This window comes from Streptomyces sp. Inha503 (genome assembly GCF_047215865.1).
Classification (GTDB): domain Bacteria; phylum Actinomycetota; class Actinomycetes; order Streptomycetales; family Streptomycetaceae; genus Streptomyces; species Streptomyces lycopersici.
In genome coordinates this window covers 3,144,271-3,168,948 of the sequence record NZ_CP178360.1, presented here as the reverse complement: position 1 = coordinate 3,168,948, position 24,678 = coordinate 3,144,271, and the positions used below count along the sequence as shown (strand labels likewise).

The following is a 24,678-nucleotide window of genomic DNA, read 5'->3' as shown; positions in this document are numbered from 1 at the left end:
TTCCACCCTTGGCCATCACCGCTCTGCCCCCTGACACCGACGCCGACATCGCCCGGGTCACCGAGGCCCTCGCCATGATCACCCCGCGTTGGAACGTGAGGATCCTGCTGGCACTCTCCGGCCCGCCGCAGCGCTACACCGAGCTGGCGGCCAAGGTGTCCTGGCTGCAGAACGGCCAGCTCCACCCGAAAGTCAAGGCCCTGTGCGACGCCGGGCTTGTCGAGCGGACTGAACACACCGCTCGGTATGTGACCTACGGGCATACCGAGCGTGGCGCCGCTCTCATGCCGGTCCTGCCGTTGATCGTCACCTGGGCCGAGGAGCATCTGGAAACCGCGGACCGCCCGCTGCCCGCGATCGAGCAGATCGAGGACAGCCTCACCCTGCTCACCCGGCGGCACGCGGCCGCCATCCTGTGGGTGCTCAAGTCCCGCGAGGAGGTCAGCGGGCGGGCCTTGGCCAGGATCGTGATGCCCAGCAGTGACTGGACCAACATCTACCCGCCGCTGCGGCAGCTCGTGGCCGACGGCTTGGTCGACACCGAGGGCGTCGGTCGGTCCTACCGGTTGTCCGCGGCGGGCGACGGCCTGGGCCCCGTTCTGGGTGCCCTGTCCGCGTGGTCCGTCGGGCAGCCCCTCAATCAGGCGGCCCAGCACCCGGTTTGGGGGCACCCGCAGGCGAAGCCGACCCTGAGGTCGTGGATAAGCAGCCAGTCCTGGCCGACCCACGCGGCGCTCCCTCCAGCCCCGATGGGTGAGCCCTCTCCGGCATGGCACAACCGCGACCTCTTCTCCCATGCCACGACTGCCCGCCCGAAGGCGGCCGTCCAGGCGGGAGGTCCGCGCCGATGACCACCCTCTTCACCCCTGCCGCAGTGCGCAACGCTGTCGAGCTGCTGGCGTCGCGTTCCTTGATCCGGCTGGTCACCGAGATCGACGACAACGGGGCGATACCGCCACGTCGGCTGGGCGCCACCCTCCCCGACCTCTCCTCCCACCAACTGCGCCGCACGACCGAAGCAGCCCGCGCTCACGGTCTCGTCCGGACCGCGCCCGGCGCCGGCCTGGAACTCACCAAGTCAGGCTCGGAGTTGGCCGACCTGTACGACGCGGCGGCGCGCTGGGGCCGACGCCACGCCTACCCGTCACCGGTCTGCGAGTTCAGCAACCGCATCCGCCACGTCCTTGACCTGCTGACACCCTCGCGTGCAGTCGAGAGCGCCGGCAGCTTCGCGCGGCGGTCCGCAGCGCGCCTGCCCAGCGCCGAGGCCGAGGCGGGCCTGGCCCGTCCTCGAGCCCTCCTGATCCAGTGGCTGGCCGATAATCCGCAGGTCACCTCCCTTGCCTATTCCGAGCCGGTCGCGTGAGCGCAGCGTTCACACCCCGGCACGCGCGCCACGCCGCCGGGCTGATGCGCAGCATCTACCTGCCGCGCACGGCGGACGCCCTGGCGTTCGCGACGTCCACCTACGGCATTCCGCTTCTGGTCCTGGCCACCACGCGCTCGGCCGCTCTGACGGGCGTCGCGTTCGCCCTGGAGTGGATCCCGCGGCTGGCGGCGTTCGGGTGGGCCGGATCGGTCGTCGACCGGCGCGGGGCGGCCGTCGTCTTCCACCTCGCCTCCCTGGCACGCGCGCTGGCCCTCACCTCCGGCGCGGTCCTGCTCTACCTCCACCCGTCCGGCACCGTGGCGAGCGTGACCGTGATGGTGCTCGCGGCGACGACCGGCGTGCTCACTGAGTTCAGTTACATCGCGGCCGAGACGGCGGGGGCCGCAGCCGGCCGACGGGCAGGGGCACGGGCTCACCGCGTCCAGGCCGTTCTGCTCGGCATCGACCAGACTGCGACGCTGGCTGGCCCGGCGCTCGCCGGACTTCTCCTGCTCGCCGGGCCGCCAGCGATGCTCGCCGTGATCACTGTGCTCTCACTTCTCGCCGCGATGCTCGCCCTGCGCACACCCCCCTCACCCGTCGCCCTGGTCCCCGCGCCGAAGGGACAGTCCGGCGCGGGACTCCTCACCGGGTGGCGCACCATCCGCTCTCTTCCCGCGCTCGGCTGGCTCGTGACCGGGCTGACCCTGTCCAACCTGGCCACCGGGCTCCTCCAAGCGGCCGGCCCGGTGATCGTCGTCCAGCACTTCGGGCAGTCCACCACTGCCGTCGGACTGGTCTGGTCCGCAGCCGCCGGAGCGACGCTCCTCAGCGTCACACTCTGCCGGTTCGCGATCGACCGCCTGGGCCTGTGGCCGGTCGGCGCCACCTGCGCCGCCCTCGCCTCGCTCGCCTGTCTCGCCACCGCCCAGGCCCCCGACTACCCGTCCTACCTGGTCCTTGTCGCGGCCCTTACGGCGGGCGAAGGCGGCATGACGGTCGTCCTGCGCACCCTGCGCTCCCGCCTGATCCCCCCGGAGAAGTTCGGCAGCACCCTCTCGGCGACCATCCTCATCCTCCTGCTGCCCTTCCCCGTCGCCGGCGTGCTCACCGCGCTCACCCCGCCCGACACGCTGGGCCACGTCATCACCGCCTGCGCCGCCCTTCAGGCTCTCGGCCTGCTCCGCGCCTTCGCCCGCCTGCGCACCGACCCCGCCCTGCGCACCTGACCCCCTCGCGCCCCCAGCCTGTGGAGAACCCCATGCCCGCCGCTGTTCTCGGCCCACGCGGTCGCACCATCACCGAGCAGTTTCACGCTTTCGACGCGCGGAACCCGCACGTCTATCGCGCTCTGGAACGCATGGCCGCCCGCCGCCTGGCGGCCGGCGCCACACGGGTCAGCTTGAAGGACCTCTTCGAAGACCTGCGCCGACAGCTCCCGTACGGCGTCGCCGGGCTGAACAACAACTTCACCGCCCTCTACGCCCGCCGCCTGATCAGCGAACACCCGCACTGGGCAGAGGCGTTCGAACTGCGCCGCCGCCGTGCCCCCTGAGACACCCTTCCACCCCACTCTCGTCTCTCGTCCTGCCGTCCACCGATACGGAGACCTCCCTCTTGTCCGCTCGTCCCCTCGTACTCGTCGTCTCTCCCGGCGACGAGACCTATCGTGGCTACTGCCTTGAGCAAGTGGCCGCCGCGTACGACGTCGTCCTGCTCACCGGCGGAGAGCCGTCATGGGAGAAGCCGTTCATCGTCGACCACGCCGTCGTCGACCTGAGCGATTACGCCTCCCTGCTCACCGGCGGACGGGCGCTGGCCGAGCGCCACGACCTCGCCGGCGTGGTCACCTGGGACGAGTGGCACCTCATCCCCACCGCCCGCCTCGCCCGCGCGCTCGGTCTGCCCTCGAACTCCGTCGAGGTGATGTGCGGCTGCCGCAACAAGGCCACCGCCCGTACGCTGTTCGCCCGCCACGGGGTGCCGTCGGCCGCCTCGATGAAGGCGCGGACCCTGCTGGAGGCCGGCCTTGCGACGATGACCCTGGGCTACCCGGCCGTCATCAAGCCCGCGGCGTCCGCCGCCAGCATCGGCGTGATCCGCGTCGACCGTCCCGAGGAGCTGCCCGGAGCCTTCGCATTCGCCTCGACAGGTGCAAGCCGCAGCCGGGATGACACCGGTGTCCTGGTCGAGGAGTATCTCGACGGGCCGGAAGTCTCCGTCGAATGCGTCACCCACCGCAGCGCGACCACCGCAGTCGCCGTGACCCGCAAGCACCTGGGACCGGCCCCGTACTTCGACGAGACCGGGCACACAGTTGATGCCACCGACCCGCTCCTCGCGCAGGTCGGCCCGGTGGCCGCCGCCGCGGTCAAGGCCCTGGGGATCACCGACGGCGTGCAGCACGTCGAGCTGCGCCTCGTTAGTGGCCGGCCCCGGCTGATCGAGGTCAACGCACGCATCGGCGGCGACATGATCGGCCACCTCGTCCGCCTTGCCACCGGCATCGACCTGCCGCGCGCCGCCGCCGACCTCGCCTGCGGCATGCCGCCGGACCTCACCGCAGCCCACCGGGGGGCCGCGGGCATCCGCATGCTCTACCCGGCCGTCTCCGGCACGCTCACCGCACGGCACATCAACCAGCCGTTCGCCGCCCACACCTCCTGGCTGCGGCAGGTGCAGTGGATCCGTCAGATCGGCGACCCGCTTCTCCTGCCGCCCGAAGGCGACCTGTTCACCGCCCGGGCCGGGTTCTACATCGTCACCGGCCGCGACACAGCCGAGGTCACCGAACGCCTCGACACCGCCGCCGACGAGATCACCGTCACCACGCGGGCGGACCGATGACCCGGCCCGATCCGCTCCGCGACATCGACGGCGACGTCTACGTCTCCCCGCGCTACCTCGCCTCCACCACCGGGGTCGGCGACCCCGCCCTCGCCCCGCTTCTCGAGCTCGGCTGGGATCTGCGGCACGACGATCTCGGCAACACCTTCGTGCACGCCCCCGACCGGCGCGTGCGCCTGGGCTACCTCCCCGAAGGCGAGGACGACGGACTCTGGCGCATCAACGCCTACCGCGATCCGTTCGGCCCGCCGACCTGGGGCGCCTGCTTCAACGACCGCGTCCCCACCGAGGTCGTCCAAGCGTTCACCACCGTCCTCGCCACAGCGTACGAGCAGGGCCCGGACACCTACCTCGCCCGGCCGGCCTCCGGAAGCGACGAGCACGATCCCTTCCTCGCCGTCGTCCCACTCCTGAAACACGGCTGGGAGATCGACCGCCCACGCTGGGGCGTCTTCGCGGTCCAGGCACCGGACGGCCTCGCCGGCATGGAGTTCACCACCGGCGACCTCGATCCGGAAGCCGAGCTGACAACACGGGACGCCCGCTGGCAGCTGTGGGCGGGCAAGTCCATCGACCGGCCCGTCTGGTACGCCACGGCCAGCACCGACACCCCCGTCGCCCTGCTCACCGCCGTCACCGAGTGCGTCGCCGATCCGGCTCCGCTGCCTCGGTGGCGTCAGGAGACCTTCAGCTACATCAAGGGCATGGCCCAGCTCGCCCCGATCCTTCCGCCCGGGCCGCCGGCCCCCACCCCGCTCGACGTGCAGCGGGCCGTCTCATCCCGCAGCCAGGCCGCGATCCACGCTCCCAGCGTCCCGCGCTGGAGCACCACCAGCCGACCGGCCCTGCCCGGTCCACGCCGGTAGGACCAGCCCGACCCGTACCGGAGACCCGTCTTGTCCCTTCAGGCCCCCGAGTTCTTCGCCGAGCTGTGCCTCGCTTTCCATAACAGCACCGTGGTGGGCAGCACCTACTTCGCCGCTCCCGACCCCGGCGTACCGCTGCGGCTGCGGATCGATTTCAGCCGCACCATCCGCGCGGACACCTACGGCGGCCTGCGCCTGGCGGTCGTCCACCCGGAACGCGGCGAGATCGACGCGGTGGCGCTCAGCTTCGTGGATCACGGAACGTTCCACCGCCGCGACGAAGCCACCAACACCCGGCCGAACACGAATCACTACGGCACCTTTTACTACCGCCCTTTCGACAAGTTCCATCGCCCCGGCCGACCCCCGTGGGACGGGGCCGTCACCACCGGGCTGCGCGACGCCATCGAGCAGTACACCGCCGTCTGGTTTCCCGGCGCCTGGACCGCGTCCGCACCGAGCCGCGCCGCAGGCCGGACCACGCACACGGCTCCAGCCGTGCCGGCCGCTCGCAATGGCGCCCGCGGCCGCTGAGCCGCCTATATCGCCAGCCCCGGCGTACACCCGCCGCGCCCTCTACGTCCCCAGCACGACAGCCAAGCAACCTCACGGCAACACACCCGTTGCTCCGTCGCCTCCCGCTCCGGTCTCTGGTCGAATGCGATGACCTTCCCCTGTCCCCCCGGCTCCAAGGAGCCCTCTTCCTCGTGCACGCACGTTTCGTCCGATCCGGCGCCGTCGCTGTCGCGATGACCGGCACCCTCACCTGGGCGCCGGCTTGACGGCCCGGGCCCGGTCCCAGGCGTCACGCCACAGCTCGTCGCCTTCCCTGGCGGCTTGGGTGCCAGCTCGTCGAGCCGCTCGCGAACCGTGATCTTCCGTTTGCCTCCCAGAGGGAGCGCCCGAGGTGATCCCAGGTGTAATGGCGGCAGTCGGGATCCTGGTGCATGTACACGGCGTGCACGCGGTTGATGGTGATCTCGACCCGGTCGGGGTGGATGCTGCGTAGCCGCCGGTTGCAAGCGGCGTCGTGTACGTCACCGGCTCGGAAGTACGCCAGGGTGGAGTGCGGCCAGGCCCGCTCCCCGGCCGGCCGGAGGTTGATGCCCTCCACCCCGGACACCGCCTTGCGCACCCTTGCCGTGAGCGCGGCCAGCTGGTTCTCCGGGTACATCGCCACTGTCACCGCGTTCGGCCCCGGCCACACTGGGTTCTGGACGGTCGCCACCGTCTCGCGCCACGCCAAGTCCCTTCGGACTGCCTCGACTGCCCGCTCCACCTGGTCTCGTGTCAGGTTGTGATGGATGCCTTGCACTTCCCTGTTGAATCAGCGTGTTGAGGGACTGTTTGATCAAAGGCGGATCCGGTGATCAAGAGGATCGTCGCTTCGGGCGGTTCCGCCCGAAGCTGATGTTCCAGGGGCAGCTCTATGGCGGGCCGTGTCCCTCTTCGATGGTGAATGAACCGCGGGTGCCGGAGAGCCGCAGGATGCGGGCGAGGAAATGTGGGACGGCGCATAGCCGCAGTTCGACGTCACCGGCTCGAGCGGTGCGGGCGGCGGCCAGTAGCGCGCTCAGCCCCGTGCAATCGCAGAACGTCAGCCCGCCGAGGTCGACGACCACCAATTGGTTCTCCCCGACGGCGCTCCGCAGTGCCTGACGCACCTCGCCGGCGGTCACAAGGTCGCGCTCCCCCGACACCGCGACCCGGCAGCTGCCGGGTCCGGTGGCTTTCCGATCCACCCTGATCGTCTCGTGCACCGGCCTGCCTCCTCGGCGCGAGCCGGGCTGAAGGGCCTGTGCCCAGGAAACCCCCAGACCAGCGGCCCTGTCCACCTTCACCGGGGACGTCAGCGGTCATGCGGGTTGCGGGGATGTATCCGTTGTCGTGGATGCTCCTCCATGGCCGAGGCGGGGGAACTGTTCGTGCGACGACCCCGGACCACGTGGGACGCTGTTGGCTAATTCGGGGGCTCGCGTGACGTCGGCGTTCAAGACGCGGTTGTGGTCTTGAACGCCGACGTTGTCGTATGGGGTGGGTGTCGATGTCGATGCAGCCGAGGGGGCCGGGGGCGATCCCGGCGGAGACGATGCGGGTGGCGCGGGCCGCGTTCCCAAAGGGGAGCCTGGCGATCCGGGTCCGGGACCAGTTGGGGCCGTTGTTCACCGATGAGGAGTTCGCGGACCTGTTCCCCGCACGGGGCAAGCCCGCCTGGTCACCAGGGCGGTTGGCGCTGGTACTGGTGTTGCAGTTCGTGGAGGGGCTCACCGACCGGCAGGCTGCGGAGGCGGTCCGGGCAAGGATCGACTTCAAGTACGCGCTCGGATTGGAACTGGAAGATCCGGGGTTCGACTTCTCGGTGCTGTCGGAGTTCAGGGACCGCTTGACCAGGGCGGACGCCGGACGGCGGGTGCTGGACGGCATCCTGGTTGCAGCCCGGGAGAAGGGGCTGCTCAAGAGCGCGGGCCGGGCCCGCACCGATTCCACGCACGTGTCCTCGGCGGCACGTGAGCTGAACTGGCTTGAGCTGGTGGCGGAGACCCTGCGTTCAGCGTTGAACGCGCTGGCCCAGGCCGCCCCTGACTGGCTGGTGGAAGTGGCGGAGCCGGACTGGTTCAGGCACTACGCGACCAGGGCCGAGGACTCGCGGTTCCCCAAGGCCCGCGCCAAGCGGGACGAGGTGGGCTTGCGGATCGGCGCGGACGGGATGCGGCTGCTTGAGGCGGTCTTCGACCCCGGCGCACCGCACGGGCTTGGTGCGCTGGACGAGGTGGAGATTCTGCGACAGGTGTGGGTCCAGCACTTCCATCTGGTTGAGGGCGAGGTGGCACGGCGGGACCCAAAAGACCGGCCGCCGGGCGCGATGCGCCTGGTCACGCCCTATGACGCTGAGGCACGCGGCAGCGTCAAGCGCGGCACCATGTGGGACGGCTACAAAGTCCACCTCACCGAGACCTGCGAGCCCGACGCCCCGAACCTGATCACGAGCGTGGCCACCACCGTCGCAACCATCCCGGACAAGGCGATGGCCGACACGATCCACAACCAGCTGGCGGCACGCGACTGCCTGCCCGGTGAGCACTGGGTCGATGCCGGATATCCCACCGCCGCGCAGATCGTGACCGCACGGAGGGAGCATGGCGTTGCCCTGCACGGGCCGCTGCAAGAGGTCACCGTCGCCCAGGTGAAAAGCGGCGGCGGCTATGGACAGGACGCCTTCGCCATCGACTGGGAGCGACAGCAGGTCACCTGCCCGATGGGCCGCACCAGCACTCGGTGGGCCATGGGCACATCCCAGCAGCTGCTTCCCGTGGTCAAGGTCAGATTCTCCCCGGCCAGCTGTCGCCCTTGTCCCGCACTACGCGACTGCGTCAGTTCACCGAAGGTCGAAGGAAGGACGCTGACCCTGCGGCAACACCACGAACACCAGGCCCTCCAACAGGCCCGCGCCCTTCAGCAGACCGACCGCTGGAAAGAGCAGTACAAGATCCGCGCTGGGGTCGAAGGCACCATCTCCCAAGGCGTCCAACGCTGTGGCCTGCGCAGATCCCGCTACCGTGGCCTTGCGAAGACGAGCCTCCAGCACCAGCTCACCGGCTCCGCACTCAACCTCGCCCGCATCGAGGCCCACCTCACCGCGACACCTCGGGCTCACACCCGCACCAGCCACTTCGCACGACTTCACTCCGCCGAGAAACAACTCGACGGGACCAAGTGATCAGGACCACGAATTAGCCAACAGCTTCCACGTGGGCCCGGGGTCGTGTGATCTGCCGCGCACGGAGACCAGGCCGCTCCACCCCATGACCAAAGGGTGGAGCGGAGTCGACAGGGCTCCCGACCCTCTCGCACTGGCTGTCGTGGGCGGCCCTGGATTCAATGTCTGGTGCGGATGCTGTGCCCCAAAGTCTGCCGGGCAGTCGCGGCAGACTTTCACAGGCCATCCCAGAAGGCCCCGCCCATCGGGGACGCTGGCGGTGTGGGCGTATCCGCCCTCGTGCAGGCCCTCGGTGGCATCGCACCGGTCACAGGCCCGGCCGCTGAGCCGTCGGTCCTGCTCGGGCGTGATGTGGACGAGATCCAGGACTGCGGCACGAGGCCCGATCCTTCTTCCCTCCGGGTCAGGGCACGGCACTTCGCCGCGACGGGGCAGAGCCCGCATCTGCGCCGAGTGTCAGACCAGATGTGACGTGGACACAACAAACAGCCTTGGATGAACCGAACTTGGACAGAACTTGACCACTTCAGCCGCTCACGATGCGGTCACTGTGACCGTTCATTGAACGGTTCCTTTCTCCGCCTCAGGCCCTCACCTTGCACCGCGGCGAGCAGTATAAGGCCGTCGACCGCCGGTCCACAGCAGCCACCCACCACACCCCGCACTCCGGGCACTCAGCCTTACTGCCCGTTCCGCCAGCCGCTCGCGCAACCGCCGTCCCGCTCGTCCACAACGCGAAGCATGCGCCTTCGGCTGCGAGAGGGACGGCTTCAGAAGGCGAGCGCCACGTGGTCGCCGAGCACGTAGCGGATAGCGGTGAGGCCGTATCCGTGGCGCGCCAGCACGTCGTCGCAGTACAGCTCGGGGTCGTGGTCGTAGCGGAGGCGGTGCCAGCGGGCGGAGACGGGATCGGTCTTGTCGTCGACGTCGTGCCCCAAGTTCTCCAGGTGAGTCTCCCACCTCCGGACGACATCGAGGTCGGTCTCCCCGGGACGCTTGTCAGCGAGTTCGTCGACGGCTTGCCGGGGCACAACGACGGGCTCGATGCGCCGTTCCCGGGCCGTGATATACAGGGCGGTCGCGAGAGCGGAGATCGCGTCCTCCTGTGAGCCGTCGCTGTCGTGCTCGCTGAAGCGGTCGGCACGGGTGCCGATCAGCTCACGGGTGCGGTCCCATGCCTGCGTCCACTCGGCGGGACCGCCCTCGCCCTGCCACGTCCGCGACTGCTCGATGATCGTCGTCATGCCGATATCTTCTTTCCCTGGGGTGCCGTAAGGCGAACTCTTGCAAGGCCCGGACGAGTTGACGTCTTGACCTATCCGTCCCCTACACGAATCGGAACTCTTCCACCACTTCCCACGTGTAGTACCCCGCTGCCGGGTCCTGCCGCTGGTTGACAAGGTGGAAACGGTCGATGGTGACGTCGACCCGAACGGGGCGGAGCGAGCGAAGCCCCCGGTTCAGGGGCCGGTCGTCGAAGTCGCCGTCCCGTAATGGTGCAGTCGGGTATCGGAACTCTCCGAATAGCAGAGACAGCATGGTCCCCCCTTTGTAGAGACTGAACATCAATCCCCGGGGCCTGGCACCTTCCTACGCCAGCTACTCCGGAGCCGTAAGGTCTGCCAGTCCCGTATCACGCATGATGCGGTCGATGGTCTCGGCCAGAGTGCTGTCGGCACCAATGACCGTCTCCATAGCGCGGGGCAGCAGGTCATGTTCCCGGTACCAGGAACGTAGCTGCGCCTTGCTGATGTGGGCGAGATCGGGCTTGGTGGCATGGCGGGCCAGGGTTTCCTCGAAAGGCATGTCCAGGTAGTAGCCGTGGGTCACGCCACGGTGGTCGGCACGTAGTTGGGCCAGTATGTCGCTGTAGTGTTCGGCGTAGAGGACGCCCTCAATCACCGTGTGATAGCCCGCAGTGAGGGCGTAGCGGGCGACGACGTCGATCAGGCCGATGTTTGCCGCCCCGGGCCGGTCGTGCTCGCACAGAACCACACAGCGGAGGTTGTCCTGGCTGACCAAGGCCAGTCCGCGCCCGAACCTCTCACGCATGCCGGCCGCGACGCTCGATTTTCCCGAGCCGCTATTGCCTCGTACGATCACCAGCCGTGTCTCTTCGGTGCCCATCATCACCCGCGTCACGCTACGCGAGCAGCGATGCTTGCTGATGTCGGCGACGCGACTACAGGCACGGATCCTTCTGCATGCGAAGCGGCCCGTGCCGGTTCTGCGGGTTCGAGTGCCGTCGGTGCACTCTTTGGGGCTCAGCTGGATCATGTTCGGAAACACCGCACGTCCACGACATCCATGCCAGCGGCCTTGGCTGCTTGCACGCCTTCGGTCGAGTCTTCGTAGACCAGGCAGCGGGCGGGGGCGACGGCGAGGCGGGCCGCGGTGAGGAGGAATAGTCCCGGGTCCGGTTTGCCCCGAGGGGCGTCTTCACCGGTGATGACGTCGGTGAACAGAGGGCGTAGGCCGGTGGCGTCGAGGCCGGCGTGGACGGCCCGGCGTGCACCGCCCGAGGCGATGGCCAGGGGCAGGCGGCCGTGCAGGGTCTCGGCAAGCTGGACCACCGGTTGGTATGTCTGCAGTTCGGCGATCTCGTCGAGGATCAGGTCGAGGCACTGGGCGACAACCTCGTCGATCGGCACGTGGGTCCCCGTGGCGGCTGCCAGTTCGCTGATCAGCTCTGCACCGGAGGTCCCGATCCTGGACGTGTAGAACGACTCGTTGAGCATGAGACCCCATCTGGCGCAGGCGCGGGAGAGGCCGCGGAAGTTGAGGGGATGGCTGTTGACGAGCGTTCCGTCCCAGTCGAAGAGCACCGCGTCGTAGCGGTCCGGGTCCGGAGGATTCCCGTGGTCGCAGGTGCCGGGTGCCAGGCAGCTGGAGTCGGGTTGTGAAGCGGCGCCGAGCGGGTCGCGTTCGTGTGGTGAGGTGGACGAGTGCTGGTCGGCCGGGGGGCCGATGTAGGGGTGACGTGCCTGCATGGGGCCTCGCTGTCGCGTCGTCAGGTGGTTTTCGTGATCAGGTCTCGTGCGTGGCGCTGGGCAGCTACGGGGTCGGGCGGGGTGGCGGTGACCGCTGACATGAGACGTCCGAGCAGGTGAACGGAGCGGTAGGCGGCCAAGGTCTCCTCTGAGTGCGGGAGGCCGTGGTCGGTAAGGAGTCGGCTCAGCTGGACCGGATGGACAGCGAAGGCATGAGCGGCCCGGGCGTAGTCGAGGCTCGGATGCCCGTAGATCGCCAGCTCCCAGTCGAGGCCCGCGGTACCGGCTGGCCCGAACAGGAAGTTCCCGGGTTCCGGATCGTTGTGCAGGAGACGAGGCGCGTCCGGCTCGGGCGGGGGCGCACTCGCCAGCGCCTCGGCTGTGGCAGCGGCTTCGTGGAATCCGTGGCGGGCGAGCGCGGCTTGATACGAGACGAGCCGCTCGCGGAGGTGGTCTCCCCAGCTTGCGGCCACCGGGGCGCAGAGACGACCGAAGCCGGGGCCGGTGATCTGGTGGACACGATGCAGGTAGGGGATGACCCGCCGCAGGGCCCCCTCACCACGGCCTGGCGCCGTGCCGTGCAGACGTCGCAGGATCAGCAGTCGGCGGCCCCGGACGGAACCGCCGGCGAGTACGGACGGGGCTCGTATGCCAGCCTCGGAAAGCCTCTGCAGAGCTGCCTTTTCGGTGTGCGCGCGCCAGGGTTCGCGGTAGACCTTGGCCACGGCGCCGGGCAGGCGGAGAAGCCGGTTGCTCGGGGGAATCACTGTGGCGCTCATCGACTTGAAGCGGGGTTGCTGAAGGCCGCGCGCACGGTCTCGGCGACGGCGGCGTACGGGGTGCGGGTGCCAAAGCGCAGGCTGACAGCTGGCCGGCCGGCGAGGGCGTCGACAACGAGGGCCCCCTTGCGCGCGAGGTCGTCGGGGCTGCTCGTCCGGATGCCGAGCCAGTCGCTGACGTAGATGTTGTCGCCCTGCGACATGCACTGAGCGCCCAGCAGCTCCCGGGCCGACTCGGGGTGCATTGCACGCAGATGTAGCTCCTGGGAGCCCTGGATGACCTGTGGGAAGACGACGAGATCCACGGTTGAGGTCGTGGCCAATGGGGTGCCGGTGCGCTCATGCCATTCGGAGGGGAGGATGTGCAGTTTGTTGGAGCCGCGGAAGTTCTGCCAGTCGGTGTTCGTTGTCGATTGGGGGCGCGTGAGGTCCCACTGCTCGGCGCTCGCGTATCCGAGTGCTTGCAGGGTGCCGCCGTTGAGCCGGATCGGGCCGGGCATGGCGACAGCCTGCGGAGCCATGCCTGAGCAAGCGGCAATCATGGTGCGGTCGTTGGAGAGGAAGGCGCCCTTCGCGGTCGCGGCCAGCGCGAGCGCGAGCGTGGACTTGCCGGCGCCGGAGTCGCCGACGACCAGGATGCCGCGGCCGTCCGTCGTGGCGGCCGAGGCGTGCAGGCACACCCAGCCGTCGTCCTCGGCCCGCCGGTAGCCGATCTCCCGCAGATGCCGGGCGGCGTTCATCGTGGCGTCGGTGTCGTCGCAGGTGATGACGGTGAAGCCGTCGGGGTGGCGGACGATGAGCTGCGGCGCGATTCCGGCATCGGGATCGGTCAGGAGTACCGGGCCGCCGGGCATCTGGTGCCATGTTGCCGGGGCACCGACGTGCATCAGTGCAGGGCGTGGTGTTCCAGTGCCCCGTGAACGGACACGCTCGGCAAGGGCCGAGACGTGAGCACGGGGCAGGGCGAGGCAGCGCATCGTCTCGGTGGCGCCGGTGGCTGCGGCGTCGGGGCGTACGACGTTCCACAGGTTGCTGGGCGGCGTGAACAGGCGCTGTACGTAGGTCGTTGCGGTGCTGGTAGATGCAAGCACCTCGATCGTGAGCCCGCTGAGCTGGACGGTGATCTTCTCGGTGCACCACGTATCGAGGGAGGCCGCATGGGTGTCGCCGTCGAGGAAGGCGTCGAGCATGGGTATGACCTGATCAGCGGCGGGCATCGGCATCTCCGGCTGCGAGGAAGTGTTCGATCTTGCTCTGGCCGTTGCGGGCGTGCGGGATGTGGTGATCCGTCAGGACGGCGGCGACGGTGTTGGCGGTCTGGGCCACGGACTGCCGTATCTGGGAGGCGGTCGCGGTGACGGGGACGGCGGTGAAGCAGGCCCCGTACTCGATCTCGACCTGCTGCAGGGTGCCGGGGTGCGGAGCGAGGGTGGTGGTGTCGACGGTGACGGTGGACCAGTGGCCGTCCGTGTCGGCGGGCGAGGGCAGGTCCCAGGTGGCGCGCTGGAGCAGGCCGGCGTGAATGAGGCGCGGGTGGCCGAGGACTTCTGCCATCTGGGTCAGGGCCTCGTCACGGGTGGCGGCGGGGCGGATGGTTTTGTGGAGCTGGCCGTCCTTGAGGACTTTGGCCTTGGCCCACCAGGTTCCGTCGGAACGGGGTGTGAGGGCGGCGTACTCGCGCCGTCCGGTCCCGGGCGGCAGATAGATGTCCGAGCGCAGGACGCGCCGGTGGATGGTGGGGCCGCAGACCGGCACACCGGTAGCGGGCAGGTGATCGCGCAGCAGACGGGCGACCGCGGCGGGATTGGCCGGGATGGTAAGGGTGATCTTCTCCTCGGCCTCCGGGCCGTGTCCGGAGCGATGTCCGGGGCGGGGCAGCGGGAAGTTCACCACAGCACGCTCATCGGCGATGAGGCAGGCCCACGCCGTGAGATCTCCGGACGCGTCGGCGGCCACAGTGGTGCGGTGGAAGGCTGCCAGGACGACGGCGTCTGGACGCCATTCCACGGTGACGAAGAAGACGGCCTCACCGGTGGATTCGTCGACATGGCAGGCCCATAAGGGGACGCGGACCACCCCGGGGGTGGCGTCCTTCGGCCGGCCGCCGTTGGGCCCGTGCCACCGCTGACGGCGCAAGGTCGGCCCGTCAAGGACGAGAGCGGGGCCGGACACGGGGACGCTGAGATGGGCGTAGGCGATGCCGGGGTCGGTCGGCGAATCGGTGGTGGCCGCGACGAGAAGCACGAGCGAGCCCCTTCCGATGGGCTACGGCCGGGTGAGGGTCGCGCGCCATACCGAGCGCTGCCCCGGGTCTCCCGGGCTGAGGTACTGCACGGCTTCCCCGCTCGGGACGAGTCCTGCGGCATGGATGAAGCAGAGCAGGTCCTCGGGGGAAAGGAGCGTCATGTGCTGGCCGTTCGGCAGCGCGTACCGGTCGTCGCCGAGGGGAGTGAGGCACGGGTCGAGGTGATGGGCGGTGAAGAGGTTCAGCGACAGCGTTCCGCCGGGGAGAAGGACCCGGTGCAGCTCGCGCAGCGCCGTGGCGAGAATGTCACGGTGGTGGAGGTTGTGCAGGACGCCGTGGCACACGACGAGGGACGCCCTCCGGTCGCCCAGGGGGAGGCGAGTGACGTCGGCTTCGACGAAGGCGGTCCGGGGTCCGGCGTGGCGGCGGGCCTGGTTCAGCATGCCGAGGTGCAGGTCGATCGCGAGTACCCGGTAGCCCGCAGCGGCCAGGGCGGGCACGTTCCGGCCGGCACCGCAGCCCGCGTCGAGCGCGAGGGCGGCGTCGGGCACCGGGGCGGTAAGCAGATCCGCGAGGTAGGGCGGCGTGGGCAGCTCGGCGAATGCGTCGACCGTGGCGCGGTCGTTCCAGTAGGTGCCGGTGGGTGCTGGTTCAGTGTGGGTCACTGTTCCTCCTGGCCGTGGAGGGTGTAGCCGTTGTTCCGGGGTCGGCAGCGCACGGTCCGCAGTCCCGCGTCGGCGAACGCCTGCTCGCACCGTTCGGGCGTGCGGGTGAGGGCGGCGAAGGTGGGACCGACGGAGGACAGGGTGAGGACCTCGGCGAGGTGCTCGGTGAAGATGTGTTCGGCCTTTTCGCCGGTGGCCAGCAGTTCGGGATGGGAGAAGGCGCAGTTGGTCAGGCTCCCCATCCGGAAGCGGTAGTCGAACAGCAGGCTGCCGAGCGGACCGAGGTCCCCGTCGAGTAGGGCGGGCCAGGCATCGTGCAGGAGCCGGTAGGCGATCTCGGGGCCGTATGTGCGGCCGGTGGTGGTGAAGGCGTCGAAGTGGCGGGCCTCGGCGGCGAGGCTGTCGCGGGCGTCCCAGATCACCGGGTTGTGGGGCATGCCGAGCACGATGCGCATGTCCTCGGGCAGGGCGGCCTGCAGCAGCGGCACGTGCGCGCCGGCGATCACCTGGACCGCGCCGGGTATGAGCCCGGCCGTCGCGGATCCGCCCAGACACTGGACCGGCAGAAGGTGAGCGTCGTCGTGGTCGATCTCCTCACCGTGGTTGAGTGCCAGGAACTTGACGAGCCGGCGGGCGGGGACGGGATGTCCGTAGAGCTCGTTGACGGCCGCGGCCACGGCGGCGATCTGCCCGCTGCTCGAGCCGAGTCCGAGGTGCGCGGGCAGATCCGGGGCGCGCACCCGTACCCGCAGCCGCTCTCGGGTGCCGAGCGCAGTGCGCATCAGAAGCGCGGCGTGCCGGGCAAGGACCGGGTGGTCGCAGTCGGGGGTGGTCTGGACGGCGGGTCCGTCGCCGACGATCTCGACATCGACGCGGCGCATGAGGTCGCAGGCGAAGAGGAGTTCGCCCGCGAGGTAGGCGCCCTGACTGGGAACGATCTTGCTGGAGTCCAGGGCCATGGCGTTGATGCGGCTGGGGTAGTCCAGGCGGACGTGATCCGCAACCGGCTGTGGCGGGTGGCTGGGCCTGGGGTCGAGCGCGAGCGGGGAGCGTGGGGCGCCGAGCGGGAAGGGCGGAAAGTCGCTGTCGATGGAGGCGCTCATACGGGACTCCCGGGGCTGAGAAGGGCGCGGGCACTTTCGGTGACGTTGAGCAGGCGGTCGAGGGCGCTGGTGGTGTAGCCGCCGCTGCCGAGGGCTCCGTCATCCCGGACGGCCATGTTGTCCCGAGCGAGTTGGCGGTGGGGCAGCCGAAAGCGCAGCAGGTCATCGATGAGCAGGGAGACGGCTGGCCGCAGGTGCGGGCGGTGGCGGGCGAGGCGGGCAAGACCCGGAGTCCGGCGGGCTGCGTCGACCATGGCACGGTGGTGCGGCGGCAGGTAGAGGACGTTGTCGGTGAGGTACTGCTCGTACCAGGCGGCGAGGTTGCCGGTGGCGGCCTGGCTGAGGATCATCACGTCGAGGACGAGCAGGGGCATCTGGGCGCCGCCCGGCGCGTAGTAGGTGGTCCCGTCGATGTCCAGGGGCGGGTAGTACGGACGCAGGAGACCGGTGAAGTACTCCGGTGTCAGCGTGCGTTTGACCGTCAGCAGATGCGCGGCGAAGGCTCGCAGCCGCTCGTGGACGGTCGCGGCGAGGCCGTCGGCCGCTTCCTGGTTGGCCGCCTCGGGCATGCCCGCGCAGTGCCGGATCGCGTCGTCGAGGGCGTGGCTGGCGTCGGTGACCTCGTCGATGAAGACGTGCTCGCCCGGGGTGTCGGTGAAGGAGCGCCTTCGGGGACCACGGGGGTTGCGGGTCGCGTAGGAGTACACGGTTTCCCGGGGGACCTCGTCGGCTGTGGCGCCCAGGTGGAGCATGGCCGCTTCGACGGCGGGCGGCGGGATCTGGCGGCCGGTGTGGCGGGCGAGGCAGGCGGTGATCATGCCCAGGTCCCGTAACGCCGCCCGGGCGGGGGCGACGTCACGGATCGAGGCGGCGTGCCGGGAGAGGCGCTCGGCTCGGGTGTGCAGCCACCTGGTGTCGGCCGAGATGTTGGCTTGGGGCAAGGCCCTCATCACCGCGTCGGCGCCGAGCGGGTCGAGCGTGGCCGTGGTCGAGTCGAGGTCGTGGGTGAGCGTCATAAGTCCTCTCCCGGCTCCCGGTGTCCCGGGCGCGGTCATTCGATGGGCAGGTCGTCCCGGTAGGACCACACGCGGCCGGTGCTGAGGCTGTCGAGGTAGTCCAGCAGGGGTTCGATCTCGGGTCGGGTCGCGGTAGAAGAGGCCAGGGCGGTCTTGGCCTCGGTCAGCGGCAGCAGGACCGCGCCGGTCACTTTGCCGTCCGGGTCGTGCACGGCGATCTCGCCGTCCCACTCGGTGCAGTCGAAGGTCAACACCACGGTGGAGGGGTACTTCTCGGTCGTGGTGTTGACCAGGTAGGCCAGCGGGCCTACCGCCCTCAGGTTCAGGCCGGTCTCTTCCTTGACCTCGCGGACCAGGGCCTCGGTGAGGAGTTCGCCGCGCTCGACGCCGCCGCCGGGGATGGACCACATCTCCTTTCCGTCGCGCTGTTCCTGGACCAGGACGATGTGGTCGTCGCGGCGCAGCAGTGCGGCGACGACCTGGACGCCGGGCCCGATGATCGGTGCGGGAGCCGGAATGGCAGTGGTGGCGGTGTCGTTGGCGGTCATGTTCGCTCCAGTTCGGTTCGCAGGGCCGCGGTGCACCCAGGGAGCTGGGTGGGGTCACGGCCGTGCCAGTACAGGAAGTACGACAGGGTGATGACCAGGCGGTGGAAGGCGAGGCGCTGCTCGAACAACGGGTCGGCCACTTCCCGGCGTTGCTGCCAGTAGGTGTCCAGCATCTGTTGCCGGTCGTGGGCGGAGGGCAGGCACCAGCGGTCGGGTTTGACGAAGTCGCTGGCGTATTCCGCTGTGGTGGCGTGGTCGAAGTCGAGCAGGGCGATCTTGCCGCCGGGACGGATGAGGATGTTATCCGGGTGGATGTCCTGATGGGTATTCACGCACTCCTGGTCGCCGAGTATTTCGGCCAGAGGCAGGCCGTGCTGGCGGGCTGCCTCGGCGAGCGCGGTGGGAATCAGCCGGTGTCGGCGCAGGCCGTCCAGGAGGTCGGAAAGATGGCGGGCACGGGAGGCCGGTGTCGCCACGAGGGGACGTGGTGGCTGGATGGAGTGCAGCAGGGCGATCTGGCGTCCGAGCCGCGGCCACAGGTCCGCCGTGATGGCGTTGTCCTGGCGGGCTTCGGCGAAGGTGCGGCCATCCAGCCATTCCTGGAGCAGGAAGGGGCCAAGGTCAGGGTCGGCGCCCACGCGCAGGACCTGCGGGACCGCGACGCCGCCCGCCCTCGCGTCGCTCATGGCCGCGGCCATCTGACGCAGATGAGCTTCGCCCTCACGGTCGTTGAGCTTGAGGAGATAGGCGCGGTCGGAGTCGGCAAGGTGCCAGCAGGCGTTGAAGCGGCCCTGGGGCAAGGGCCGGGCGCTGAGGGTTTCGGCGCCGGGCAGAAGACGGCTGAGGGCCGTGCGGTCGAGCGTGGCTGTGGTCATCGTCCGGCTCCCGCGATGACGAGGCCGGCGGGCAGTCCGTCGCGAATGAACACCTCGTGGACGTTCTCGGCGAAGTCGATGACCTGCTCGACGCTGAGCTGATCCGGGTCGCGAACGTCCAGGCGGGGCAGTGCGCCGTGCAGATGACGGCCGAGGTACCAAGGCGCGGCGAGTTCGATCGCATCGGTCCTGGGCTCGGACAGCGCGGTGAGCGCCAGGTGCAGGCCGCTGTCGCTGACCCTGCCGTCCACGGTGCACAGTCCCGCGGTCGCGGAGCGTGCCGCCAGTACGGTGCCGATGCTGGTGGGGGCGAGAAGTTCCGCCAGGTAGGCGGTGCCGGTCCAGGTCCGGCCGGCCTCGATTTCCAGCTCGATGTCGAAGAACCGGTTCGGGAAGCGCCGGAACTGCTCGCGCCGAAGGTGCCGGCGGCGCGGCAGCAGCACATCGGCGTTGTGACGGGCGGTTTGGACGACGGGGGCGGCTGCGCCGTCGGTGCGACGCACCCTGATCTCGGCCGAGGTGTCGATGGAGAAGGAGTAGTCGTCGCTGTGGGGGCGGAGGAATCCCGCTGCGTCCTTGCCGATCTTGGCGGTGATGGCGTCGGGGAAGATCTGCAGCTCGTCGGCTCCGTGCTCACCGAGGGCCTTGTACTCGGCGGAGCGGAAGGTGCCGTCCGCCTCGAAGTTCAGCAGGACACGCAGGGAGCCCGGCAGCAGCATCGTGGCGTGGATCGCGCCGACCAGGGACAACTGCTGCTGGTGGAGGTCGAGGACTTCGAGGGAATAGCCCTCGGTGCGCACCCCCATCAGCTCATTGGCGAAGGGATGCTTCAGGTCGGGCGCGTAGACCCACAGGTCGCCGCCGGCCCGCGCCTCACCCCAGCGGATGTCCTGCATCTGCTCGCCGGTGGCGCGCCGGTGGGCGAAGGTGTGGAAGGAGTAGCCCGGCACCTGCGGGTCACGACGTCCTTCGGGGTGGACGACGAAGTGACGGAAGCAGTCGGTGTGGGCGCGGGTGTCCGCGACCACCTCGGAGGTGATGCTCCGCCCGCTGCCGCTGCCGCGGTCGTCGGAAGCCGTCGCGCGGGCTTGGGCGGTGGCAGCGGCCAGGCGCCCGGCGAACGCAGTGATCTGGGCATCGGTCAGCGAGACGGAGGCGTAGAAGTGGTAGAAGAGGCGGGTCCCGCCGCCTCCGTGCGGGTCCGGGAGGCTGAGGGGGACGAGCCGGTAGCGGTCGCACAATTCCGGCGGCAGCCGTCCGCCGGGGTGGCTGAAGGCGGCGGAGAGAACGGGCGCGTGCGGGGCGGGCACCAGCAGGGCTTCGGCGTCGGCGGCTCGTACGGCGGCGGTGAGCTGGTCGCGGTGTTCGAGGCAGCGGGTGGTCAGGGCGGTGTAGCCGGTACGGCCCAGCGTGTGCAGCGTGGCCCACAGGGCTGCCGCGGTGGCGCCGGGGCGGGAGCCCAGCACGGTCTCGTCGGGGATCCGGGTGTGCGGGTCGATGCGGGTGACGTGTTCGAGCAGTCCCTTGCGCACCAGCAGGGCCCCGCACGCGTACGGCATGAGACCGGCCTTGTGGGGATCGACAGCCATGGAGTGCACGCCGGGGCTGCGGAAGTCGAAGGGCAGATCGGGGGCGGTGAAGGGGAAGACGAATCCGCCGTGGGCGGCATCGATGTGTAGGAAGCATCCCGCCTGTCCGGGGTGCTGGAAGGCGAGGTCGCGCAGGTCGGCGGCGATCTCGTCGACGGGGTCGGCGAAGCCGCTGTTGTAGTAGCCGGCGGTGGCCACCACGATGATGCCCGTGGTCCCGGCCGCTATCGCCTCCTGTGCGGCGGGACGGACCTGCTCGCGGGTCAGGGTCCAGGTGGGCCCGGCAGGCAGGCGTACCAGGTCGAGGTCGAGGATCTCGGCGGCCTTGCCGACCGAGGCGTGGCACAGGTCGGAGGTGATCACGCGGACCTGGTGGCCATCGGCGCGCAGCAGGTTGCGGGCGATCCGCAGGGCGGCCAGGGTTGCTTCGCTGGCGCCGCCGGTGAGGTGTCCGTCGAGGGCGCCGCCGCGATAGAGGTCGGCGAGGACGGCCAGGGCTTCCTTCTCCAGCCGCCGGGTGCCCGCCTTGCCCTCCCCGAAGCGGGTGTGGGTGCCGACGTTGTTGGTGTTGAGCGCGGACCAGTCGCCCAGGACACGTACCGCCTCCGGATGCGGGGCGGCCATCGCGAAGCCGAGCCGGGTCTGCTCGGGGTCGTCCCACGCCGGTATCTCGCCCCGGGCCTGTTCGAGGTGCTCGTCGATCAACGAGCGGCTCCAGCCGGTTTCGGGGAACGCGGTGGGCACGGCCCAGCCGATGTCCAGATCACCCATGAACGGTGCCTCCTCGGGTTTCGGGGGCGATCTCGCCCAGGTGCTCGGTCTTGGTGAACCTCAGTTCCCGGCCGGTCAGTTGGGCGGCACTCGCGCGCACGCCCAGCAGCCACGGACCCAGCGCGCTCACCGCAGGCTGCAGCATGTAGGTGGCGACGGCCGCGGCGGGTGGCGGCTGCCGCCAAGTCCCGCCGGCAGGGCCGGCCGCTCGAAAGTCGTCGAGGACGCGTCCGCGCAGCCGGTAGGCCACAACCGGCTCGATCAGGCCCGCTGCCAGAGCGGCAGCCACCAGCGGCCCGTACCGTCGCCTCACCACCAGGTGGGTGGCGGCGGCGCCCATCACCGCCGGTCCCAGCGCCCAGGCCGCACCATCGGCCAGGGCGCGGGCCGCCAGGAGCCGCTGCCCGGCAGCCGAGATGCGGGTGGGGTGCGCTTTGGCGAAGCGGTAGTCGTGGCGGGTCGCGGCGTTCGCGAAGGCCACGCTGCTGAACGCCCGCGCCATCGCCCCCACGCTCTGGTACGGCTCGACGATGTTGACCGAGGGCAGCACCGCGATTGGCTCGCCGGCCATGCTCAGGCGGTGACCGACGGCGAGGTCATCGTGCGGTTCCTGGAAGAACCCGATGTCTTCGATCTTGTCTCGGCGCACGATGAGCCCGGAGCCCACCCCGTAGACCATCGGGCGCGCGAGCGCGGCCAGCAGCCGGGGGCGTCGGCCGGGAGCACACCAGCGGGCCACTTGGATACGGCGGTACTCGATGCCCAGGGTGCGGCGGAACGCGGCAAGATCCTGGCCGGACATCACCGCCGAGCGCCGCCCGCTGCTACTGCCGGGGAAGGCTGGCAGCATCGGCTGTTGGATCATTGCGGGCCGCCCCTTCGCGGCGCGGGAGAACTGGGAGGCAAGCCGGGCATCGGGGACCGCGTCGGCGTCGAACACCGCAACGTAGTCGCCGGCGGGCGGGGACAGCTTGTCCAACGCGGCCACGGCGTAGTTGAGCTGGGAGGCCCGGCGGCCCTGCCCCGGGTAGGACACGACGGCGAAGACCTCCCTGCCGAGCCTGGTGTTGTGCTGGTGAGCCAGGTTCCGGCACAGGTCGTCGGTGGTTGGCAGGCCGCCGGGGGTCTCGGCAGCCTCGCGTGCCGCGGTGACGACCAGTACGCGCAACGTCGGCCACCGGGCGGCGAGCGCGGCGAAGTGCTCCAGCGAGCGGGGCATCACTGTCTGTTCCCGCAGCGCAGGAATGATCAACGTCAGGCCCGGCGTCTCCTTGGGAAGTTCCTCCTCGGTACGGTCGGCCTCGGTGCGCAGGTACCGGTAGGACAGGGCCAGGGAGGCCGTCATGTAGAGGGCCCTGGCGGTGTAAGCGGCGGCGAGCAGCCGGCTGGCGCGAATCACGCTCTCTCCTGTTCGACGAGGCCCAGTTCGGCCAGGCACTGTTCGGCGTCCTCGAAGTAGCGGGGGCGGGCCTGGGCACGGCAGGCCAGGATGCGGGACCGCGCGGCGGACGCCGTCCATCCGCGCGAGCGCAAAATCGTGTAGGCGGCGGCCGGGGAGCGGTTCACTCCGGCCGCGCAGTGGACGTACAGCCGGGCGTTCTCCTCGCGTGCCGCCCGTGCCGCGAAGGCCAGACAGGCGGAGTACCAGTCGGTGCCGCGCGAGGCGCCGTCGTCCTCGGTGGGCGCCGAACACCACACCAGGCCGGGGCAGATGGCCGCGGGCGGTGGCATCGGGCGCGGGGTCCGGCAGTCCAGGACGTGCGTGACGCCCCGGTCGAGGAGCTCGTCCACGGCGCGTGTGCTGTCGGGCGCGGCTCCGAGCAGGAGCCAGCTCGTGACCGGATGAGCGTCGAGGCGGAGTTCAGCGCCCATGAACCGCCTCCCGGGCCGCTGGGCGGGGAGCCGTGTAGATCCTCTCAGCGGTGCCGTGGACGAGCCGCCGGGCGATGTCCTGGCCCATGGTGACGGCGTGGTCCATGTTGCCGATCTCGTAGCGCCAGGTGCCGAAGCGTCCGCGCGAGTAGATCTCGTGGCTCTCCAACCAGGGCTGGATGCGCGCGAGGGCCGTGTCCCGGCCGGTAGTCGGGACCGGGTAGGCGTAGGGGATCAGTTCCAGGTGGCCGCTGACGCGCTGGGCGCCGTCGGGAACCAGACCGCAGCGCCGCAGAGCCGTGTCGCACTCCTCGATCAGGGCGGCCTCGTCGAGGAGGGTTCCGGCGGGCAGCGACGTCTCGGTCATCCAGGCCGAGTACCGGCTGGGGTCGGAGTGAGGGACATTGGCCGGTGCGTACCGGGAGAAGTTCGTCGCCCGGTAGAACGGCGCCTCACAGCCGGGAAAGTACAGCCACGAACGCCGGTCGGTGGTCGGTGACTTGTAGCCGAGGCCCACCATGGCCACGGTGGTGTGTTTCAAGGCCGTGGCGGCCTGGCGCACGTGCGCGGGTGCCCCGGCCGTCATCGCGACGAGCTGATCGAGCGCGCCGGTGGCCACCAGGCTCCCGTAGGAGAGGATGCTGCCGTCAGAGGTCAGCAGGGTCTTCGCCGCCTCATCGATGCGCAGGACAGCCTGCCCCGTCCGGATATCGCCGCGCAGGCGGGAGGCCAGCCGCTTCCAGATCGCGCCGGTGCCGCCCGACGCCGGGAAGGCGAACTGTGCGTTGGGGCCCCACCGGCTCGTTGATGTCGTTCCCGACGCCCCCCTCCTTCGCGGCGCACTGGTGTCGGCGGGGGCGACCCGCTCTGCTATCCAGGAGGAGGACATCTCGCTCAGGGCGGTGGCCCATATCTTGTGGTTGTACGGGGCGAAGAACTCTTCCACCAGGGCCGGACCGTAGGTGGCCTCCAGCCACACGCCGAAGTCCGTTCCCGAAGAGGCCAGGCCGCGGGCCTGGGCCATGGCCAGATCGTCCAGGCACTTCTGGGCTTGGGCTCTGGGGAGGTGGTGCAGGTGCTGCTGGAAGGGGTAGGGCACCCACCGTCCGCTGTGCCGGACGAACGAGGAGCGCTCGTGGCGCAGCAGCTCATGCGGCGCGAACAGCTCGTCCAGTAACGCGTCGAAGCTCTTCACCGTGGAGAACACGACGTGACCGCCGAGATCCCAGGTGAAGCCAGCCTCGTCGACGACCGAGGATCCTAAGCCCCCGACCGTCTGCGCGGTCTCCAGCAGTACCCAGTCGCGGTGACCGATGCGCTGGAGTTCGTGAGCGCACGCGAGTCCGCACGGTCCCCCGCCCAAGATCACCACCGGGATGGCGGTGCGTGCTCTGGTGCTCCTCACGGCACTCTCCTCCTCGCGCG

General features: G+C 70.0%; 26 protein-coding genes. 9 read left to right on the top strand and 17 right to left on the bottom strand.

Going from position 1 to position 24,678, the window contains the following annotated elements:
- Positions 1-8 precede the first annotated feature (8 nt).
- The 7 genes from ACJX2R_RS12790 to ACJX2R_RS12760 all read left to right on the top strand — a co-directional run bounded on the left by ACJX2R_RS12790 (position 9) and on the right by ACJX2R_RS12760 (position 5,616).
- Complete coding sequence (locus ACJX2R_RS12790; protein WP_413100218.1) at positions 9-851, top strand: winged helix-turn-helix transcriptional regulator; 843 nt, start codon at positions 9-11, stop codon at positions 849-851.
- Positions 848-1,366, top strand: coding sequence for a regulator (locus ACJX2R_RS12785; RefSeq protein ID WP_413100217.1), 519 nt, complete (start codon positions 848-850; stop codon positions 1,364-1,366). Before ACJX2R_RS12790 ends, ACJX2R_RS12785 begins: the two co-directional genes overlap by 4 nt.
- Positions 1,363-2,598, top strand: coding sequence for an MFS transporter (locus tag ACJX2R_RS12780; protein WP_413100216.1), 1,236 nt, complete (start codon positions 1,363-1,365; stop codon positions 2,596-2,598). Before ACJX2R_RS12785 ends, ACJX2R_RS12780 begins: the two co-directional genes overlap by 4 nt.
- A gap of 32 nt (positions 2,599-2,630) precedes the next feature.
- Positions 2,631-2,924, top strand: a complete 294-nt coding sequence (locus tag ACJX2R_RS12775) for a hypothetical protein (RefSeq protein ID WP_413100215.1) — start codon at positions 2,631-2,633, stop codon at positions 2,922-2,924.
- 62 nt (positions 2,925-2,986) lie between these two features.
- Positions 2,987-4,216, top strand: coding sequence for an ATP-grasp domain-containing protein (locus ACJX2R_RS12770; protein ID WP_413100214.1), 1,230 nt, complete (start codon positions 2,987-2,989; stop codon positions 4,214-4,216).
- Positions 4,213-5,082: a DUF317 domain-containing protein gene (locus tag ACJX2R_RS12765; RefSeq protein WP_413100213.1), complete on the top strand. Its 870-nt coding sequence runs from the start codon at positions 4,213-4,215 to the stop codon at positions 5,080-5,082. Before ACJX2R_RS12770 ends, ACJX2R_RS12765 begins: the two co-directional genes overlap by 4 nt.
- A gap of 30 nt (positions 5,083-5,112) precedes the next feature.
- Positions 5,113-5,616 carry a hypothetical protein gene (locus tag ACJX2R_RS12760; protein WP_413100212.1) on the top strand — a complete coding sequence of 168 codons (504 nt, stop codon included), beginning with the start codon at positions 5,113-5,115 and terminating at the stop codon, positions 5,614-5,616.
- A gap of 271 nt (positions 5,617-5,887) precedes the next feature.
- Here ACJX2R_RS12760 and ACJX2R_RS12755 read toward each other — a convergent pair whose 3' ends face one another.
- Together ACJX2R_RS12755 and ACJX2R_RS12750 are read right to left on the bottom strand one after the other, a co-directional pair.
- Positions 5,888-6,310, bottom strand: a complete 423-nt coding sequence (locus tag ACJX2R_RS12755) for a hypothetical protein (RefSeq protein ID WP_413100211.1) — start codon at positions 6,308-6,310, stop codon at positions 5,888-5,890.
- A 199-nt stretch (positions 6,311-6,509) separates the two neighbouring features.
- Positions 6,510-6,842, bottom strand: coding sequence for an STAS domain-containing protein (locus ACJX2R_RS12750; protein WP_413100210.1), 333 nt, complete (start codon positions 6,840-6,842; stop codon positions 6,510-6,512).
- A gap of 284 nt (positions 6,843-7,126) precedes the next feature.
- Between ACJX2R_RS12750 and ACJX2R_RS12745 the strand changes: the two genes are divergently transcribed.
- A complete protein-coding gene (locus tag ACJX2R_RS12745) occupies positions 7,127-8,800 on the top strand; it encodes an IS1182 family transposase (protein WP_413100209.1) in 1,674 nt (557 codons plus the stop codon).
- Between the two features lie 261 nt (positions 8,801-9,061).
- Positions 9,062-9,271 carry a hypothetical protein gene (locus ACJX2R_RS12740; protein ID WP_413100208.1) on the top strand — a complete coding sequence of 70 codons (210 nt, stop codon included), beginning with the start codon at positions 9,062-9,064 and terminating at the stop codon, positions 9,269-9,271.
- Positions 9,272-9,570: 299 nt separating this feature from the next.
- Here the strand turns inward: ACJX2R_RS12740 and ACJX2R_RS12735 are convergent, their stop codons facing one another.
- The 15 genes from ACJX2R_RS12735 to ACJX2R_RS12665 form a co-directional block, all read right to left on the bottom strand.
- Positions 9,571-10,044: a hypothetical protein gene (locus ACJX2R_RS12735; RefSeq protein WP_413100207.1), complete on the bottom strand. Its 474-nt coding sequence runs from the start codon at positions 10,042-10,044 to the stop codon at positions 9,571-9,573.
- Between the two features lie 355 nt (positions 10,045-10,399).
- Positions 10,400-10,930 carry a kinase gene (locus ACJX2R_RS12730; RefSeq protein WP_413105835.1) on the bottom strand — a complete coding sequence of 177 codons (531 nt, stop codon included), beginning with the start codon at positions 10,928-10,930 and terminating at the stop codon, positions 10,400-10,402.
- A gap of 143 nt (positions 10,931-11,073) precedes the next feature.
- Positions 11,074-11,625 (bottom strand): HAD family hydrolase, encoded by a 552-nt coding sequence (locus ACJX2R_RS12725; RefSeq protein ID WP_413100206.1) that lies wholly within the window; start codon positions 11,623-11,625, stop codon positions 11,074-11,076.
- Between the two features lie 185 nt (positions 11,626-11,810).
- Positions 11,811-12,569, bottom strand: coding sequence for an aminoglycoside phosphotransferase family protein (locus ACJX2R_RS12720; protein WP_413100205.1), 759 nt, complete (start codon positions 12,567-12,569; stop codon positions 11,811-11,813).
- On the bottom strand, positions 12,566-13,759 hold the full coding sequence (locus tag ACJX2R_RS12715) for a hypothetical protein (protein WP_413100204.1): 1,194 nt from the start codon (positions 13,757-13,759) through the stop codon (positions 12,566-12,568). The genes ACJX2R_RS12720 and ACJX2R_RS12715 overlap by 4 nt, the downstream gene beginning before the upstream one ends.
- A 13-nt stretch (positions 13,760-13,772) precedes the next feature.
- Entirely contained in the window at positions 13,773-14,813 is a 1,041-nt protein-coding gene (locus tag ACJX2R_RS12710) for a hypothetical protein (RefSeq protein ID WP_413100203.1), read from the bottom strand.
- Between the two features lie 21 nt (positions 14,814-14,834).
- Entirely contained in the window at positions 14,835-15,479 is a 645-nt protein-coding gene (locus ACJX2R_RS12705) for a class I SAM-dependent methyltransferase (RefSeq protein ID WP_413100202.1), read from the bottom strand.
- Entirely contained in the window at positions 15,476-16,582 is a 1,107-nt protein-coding gene (locus tag ACJX2R_RS12700; RefSeq protein ID WP_413100201.1) for a hypothetical protein, read from the bottom strand. The genes ACJX2R_RS12705 and ACJX2R_RS12700 overlap by 4 nt, the downstream gene beginning before the upstream one ends.
- On the bottom strand, positions 16,579-17,598 hold the full coding sequence (locus ACJX2R_RS12695) for a monodechloroaminopyrrolnitrin synthase PrnB family protein (protein ID WP_413100200.1): 1,020 nt from the start codon (positions 17,596-17,598) through the stop codon (positions 16,579-16,581). The genes ACJX2R_RS12700 and ACJX2R_RS12695 overlap by 4 nt, the downstream gene beginning before the upstream one ends.
- Before the next feature lie 35 nt (positions 17,599-17,633).
- A complete protein-coding gene (locus ACJX2R_RS12690) occupies positions 17,634-18,146 on the bottom strand; it encodes an NUDIX domain-containing protein (protein WP_413100199.1) in 513 nt (170 codons plus the stop codon).
- On the bottom strand, positions 18,143-19,021 hold the full coding sequence (locus ACJX2R_RS12685) for an aminoglycoside phosphotransferase family protein (RefSeq protein WP_413100198.1): 879 nt from the start codon (positions 19,019-19,021) through the stop codon (positions 18,143-18,145). The genes ACJX2R_RS12690 and ACJX2R_RS12685 overlap by 4 nt, the downstream gene beginning before the upstream one ends.
- Positions 19,018-21,381: a pyridoxal-dependent decarboxylase gene (locus ACJX2R_RS12680; protein WP_413100197.1), complete on the bottom strand. Its 2,364-nt coding sequence runs from the start codon at positions 21,379-21,381 to the stop codon at positions 19,018-19,020. The genes ACJX2R_RS12685 and ACJX2R_RS12680 overlap by 4 nt, the downstream gene beginning before the upstream one ends.
- The gene (locus ACJX2R_RS12675; RefSeq protein ID WP_413100196.1) at positions 21,374-22,780 is read right to left on the bottom strand and encodes a glycosyltransferase; all 1,407 of its coding nucleotides are present in this window, start codon (positions 22,778-22,780) and stop codon (positions 21,374-21,376) included. The genes ACJX2R_RS12680 and ACJX2R_RS12675 overlap by 8 nt, the downstream gene beginning before the upstream one ends.
- Complete coding sequence (locus tag ACJX2R_RS12670) at positions 22,777-23,253, bottom strand: hypothetical protein (protein WP_413100195.1); 477 nt, start codon at positions 23,251-23,253, stop codon at positions 22,777-22,779. The genes ACJX2R_RS12675 and ACJX2R_RS12670 overlap by 4 nt, the downstream gene beginning before the upstream one ends.
- Positions 23,243-24,658: a protoporphyrinogen/coproporphyrinogen oxidase gene (locus tag ACJX2R_RS12665; RefSeq protein ID WP_413100194.1), complete on the bottom strand. Its 1,416-nt coding sequence runs from the start codon at positions 24,656-24,658 to the stop codon at positions 23,243-23,245. Before ACJX2R_RS12665 ends, ACJX2R_RS12670 begins: the two co-directional genes overlap by 11 nt.
- Positions 24,659-24,678: the final 20 nt, after the last annotated feature.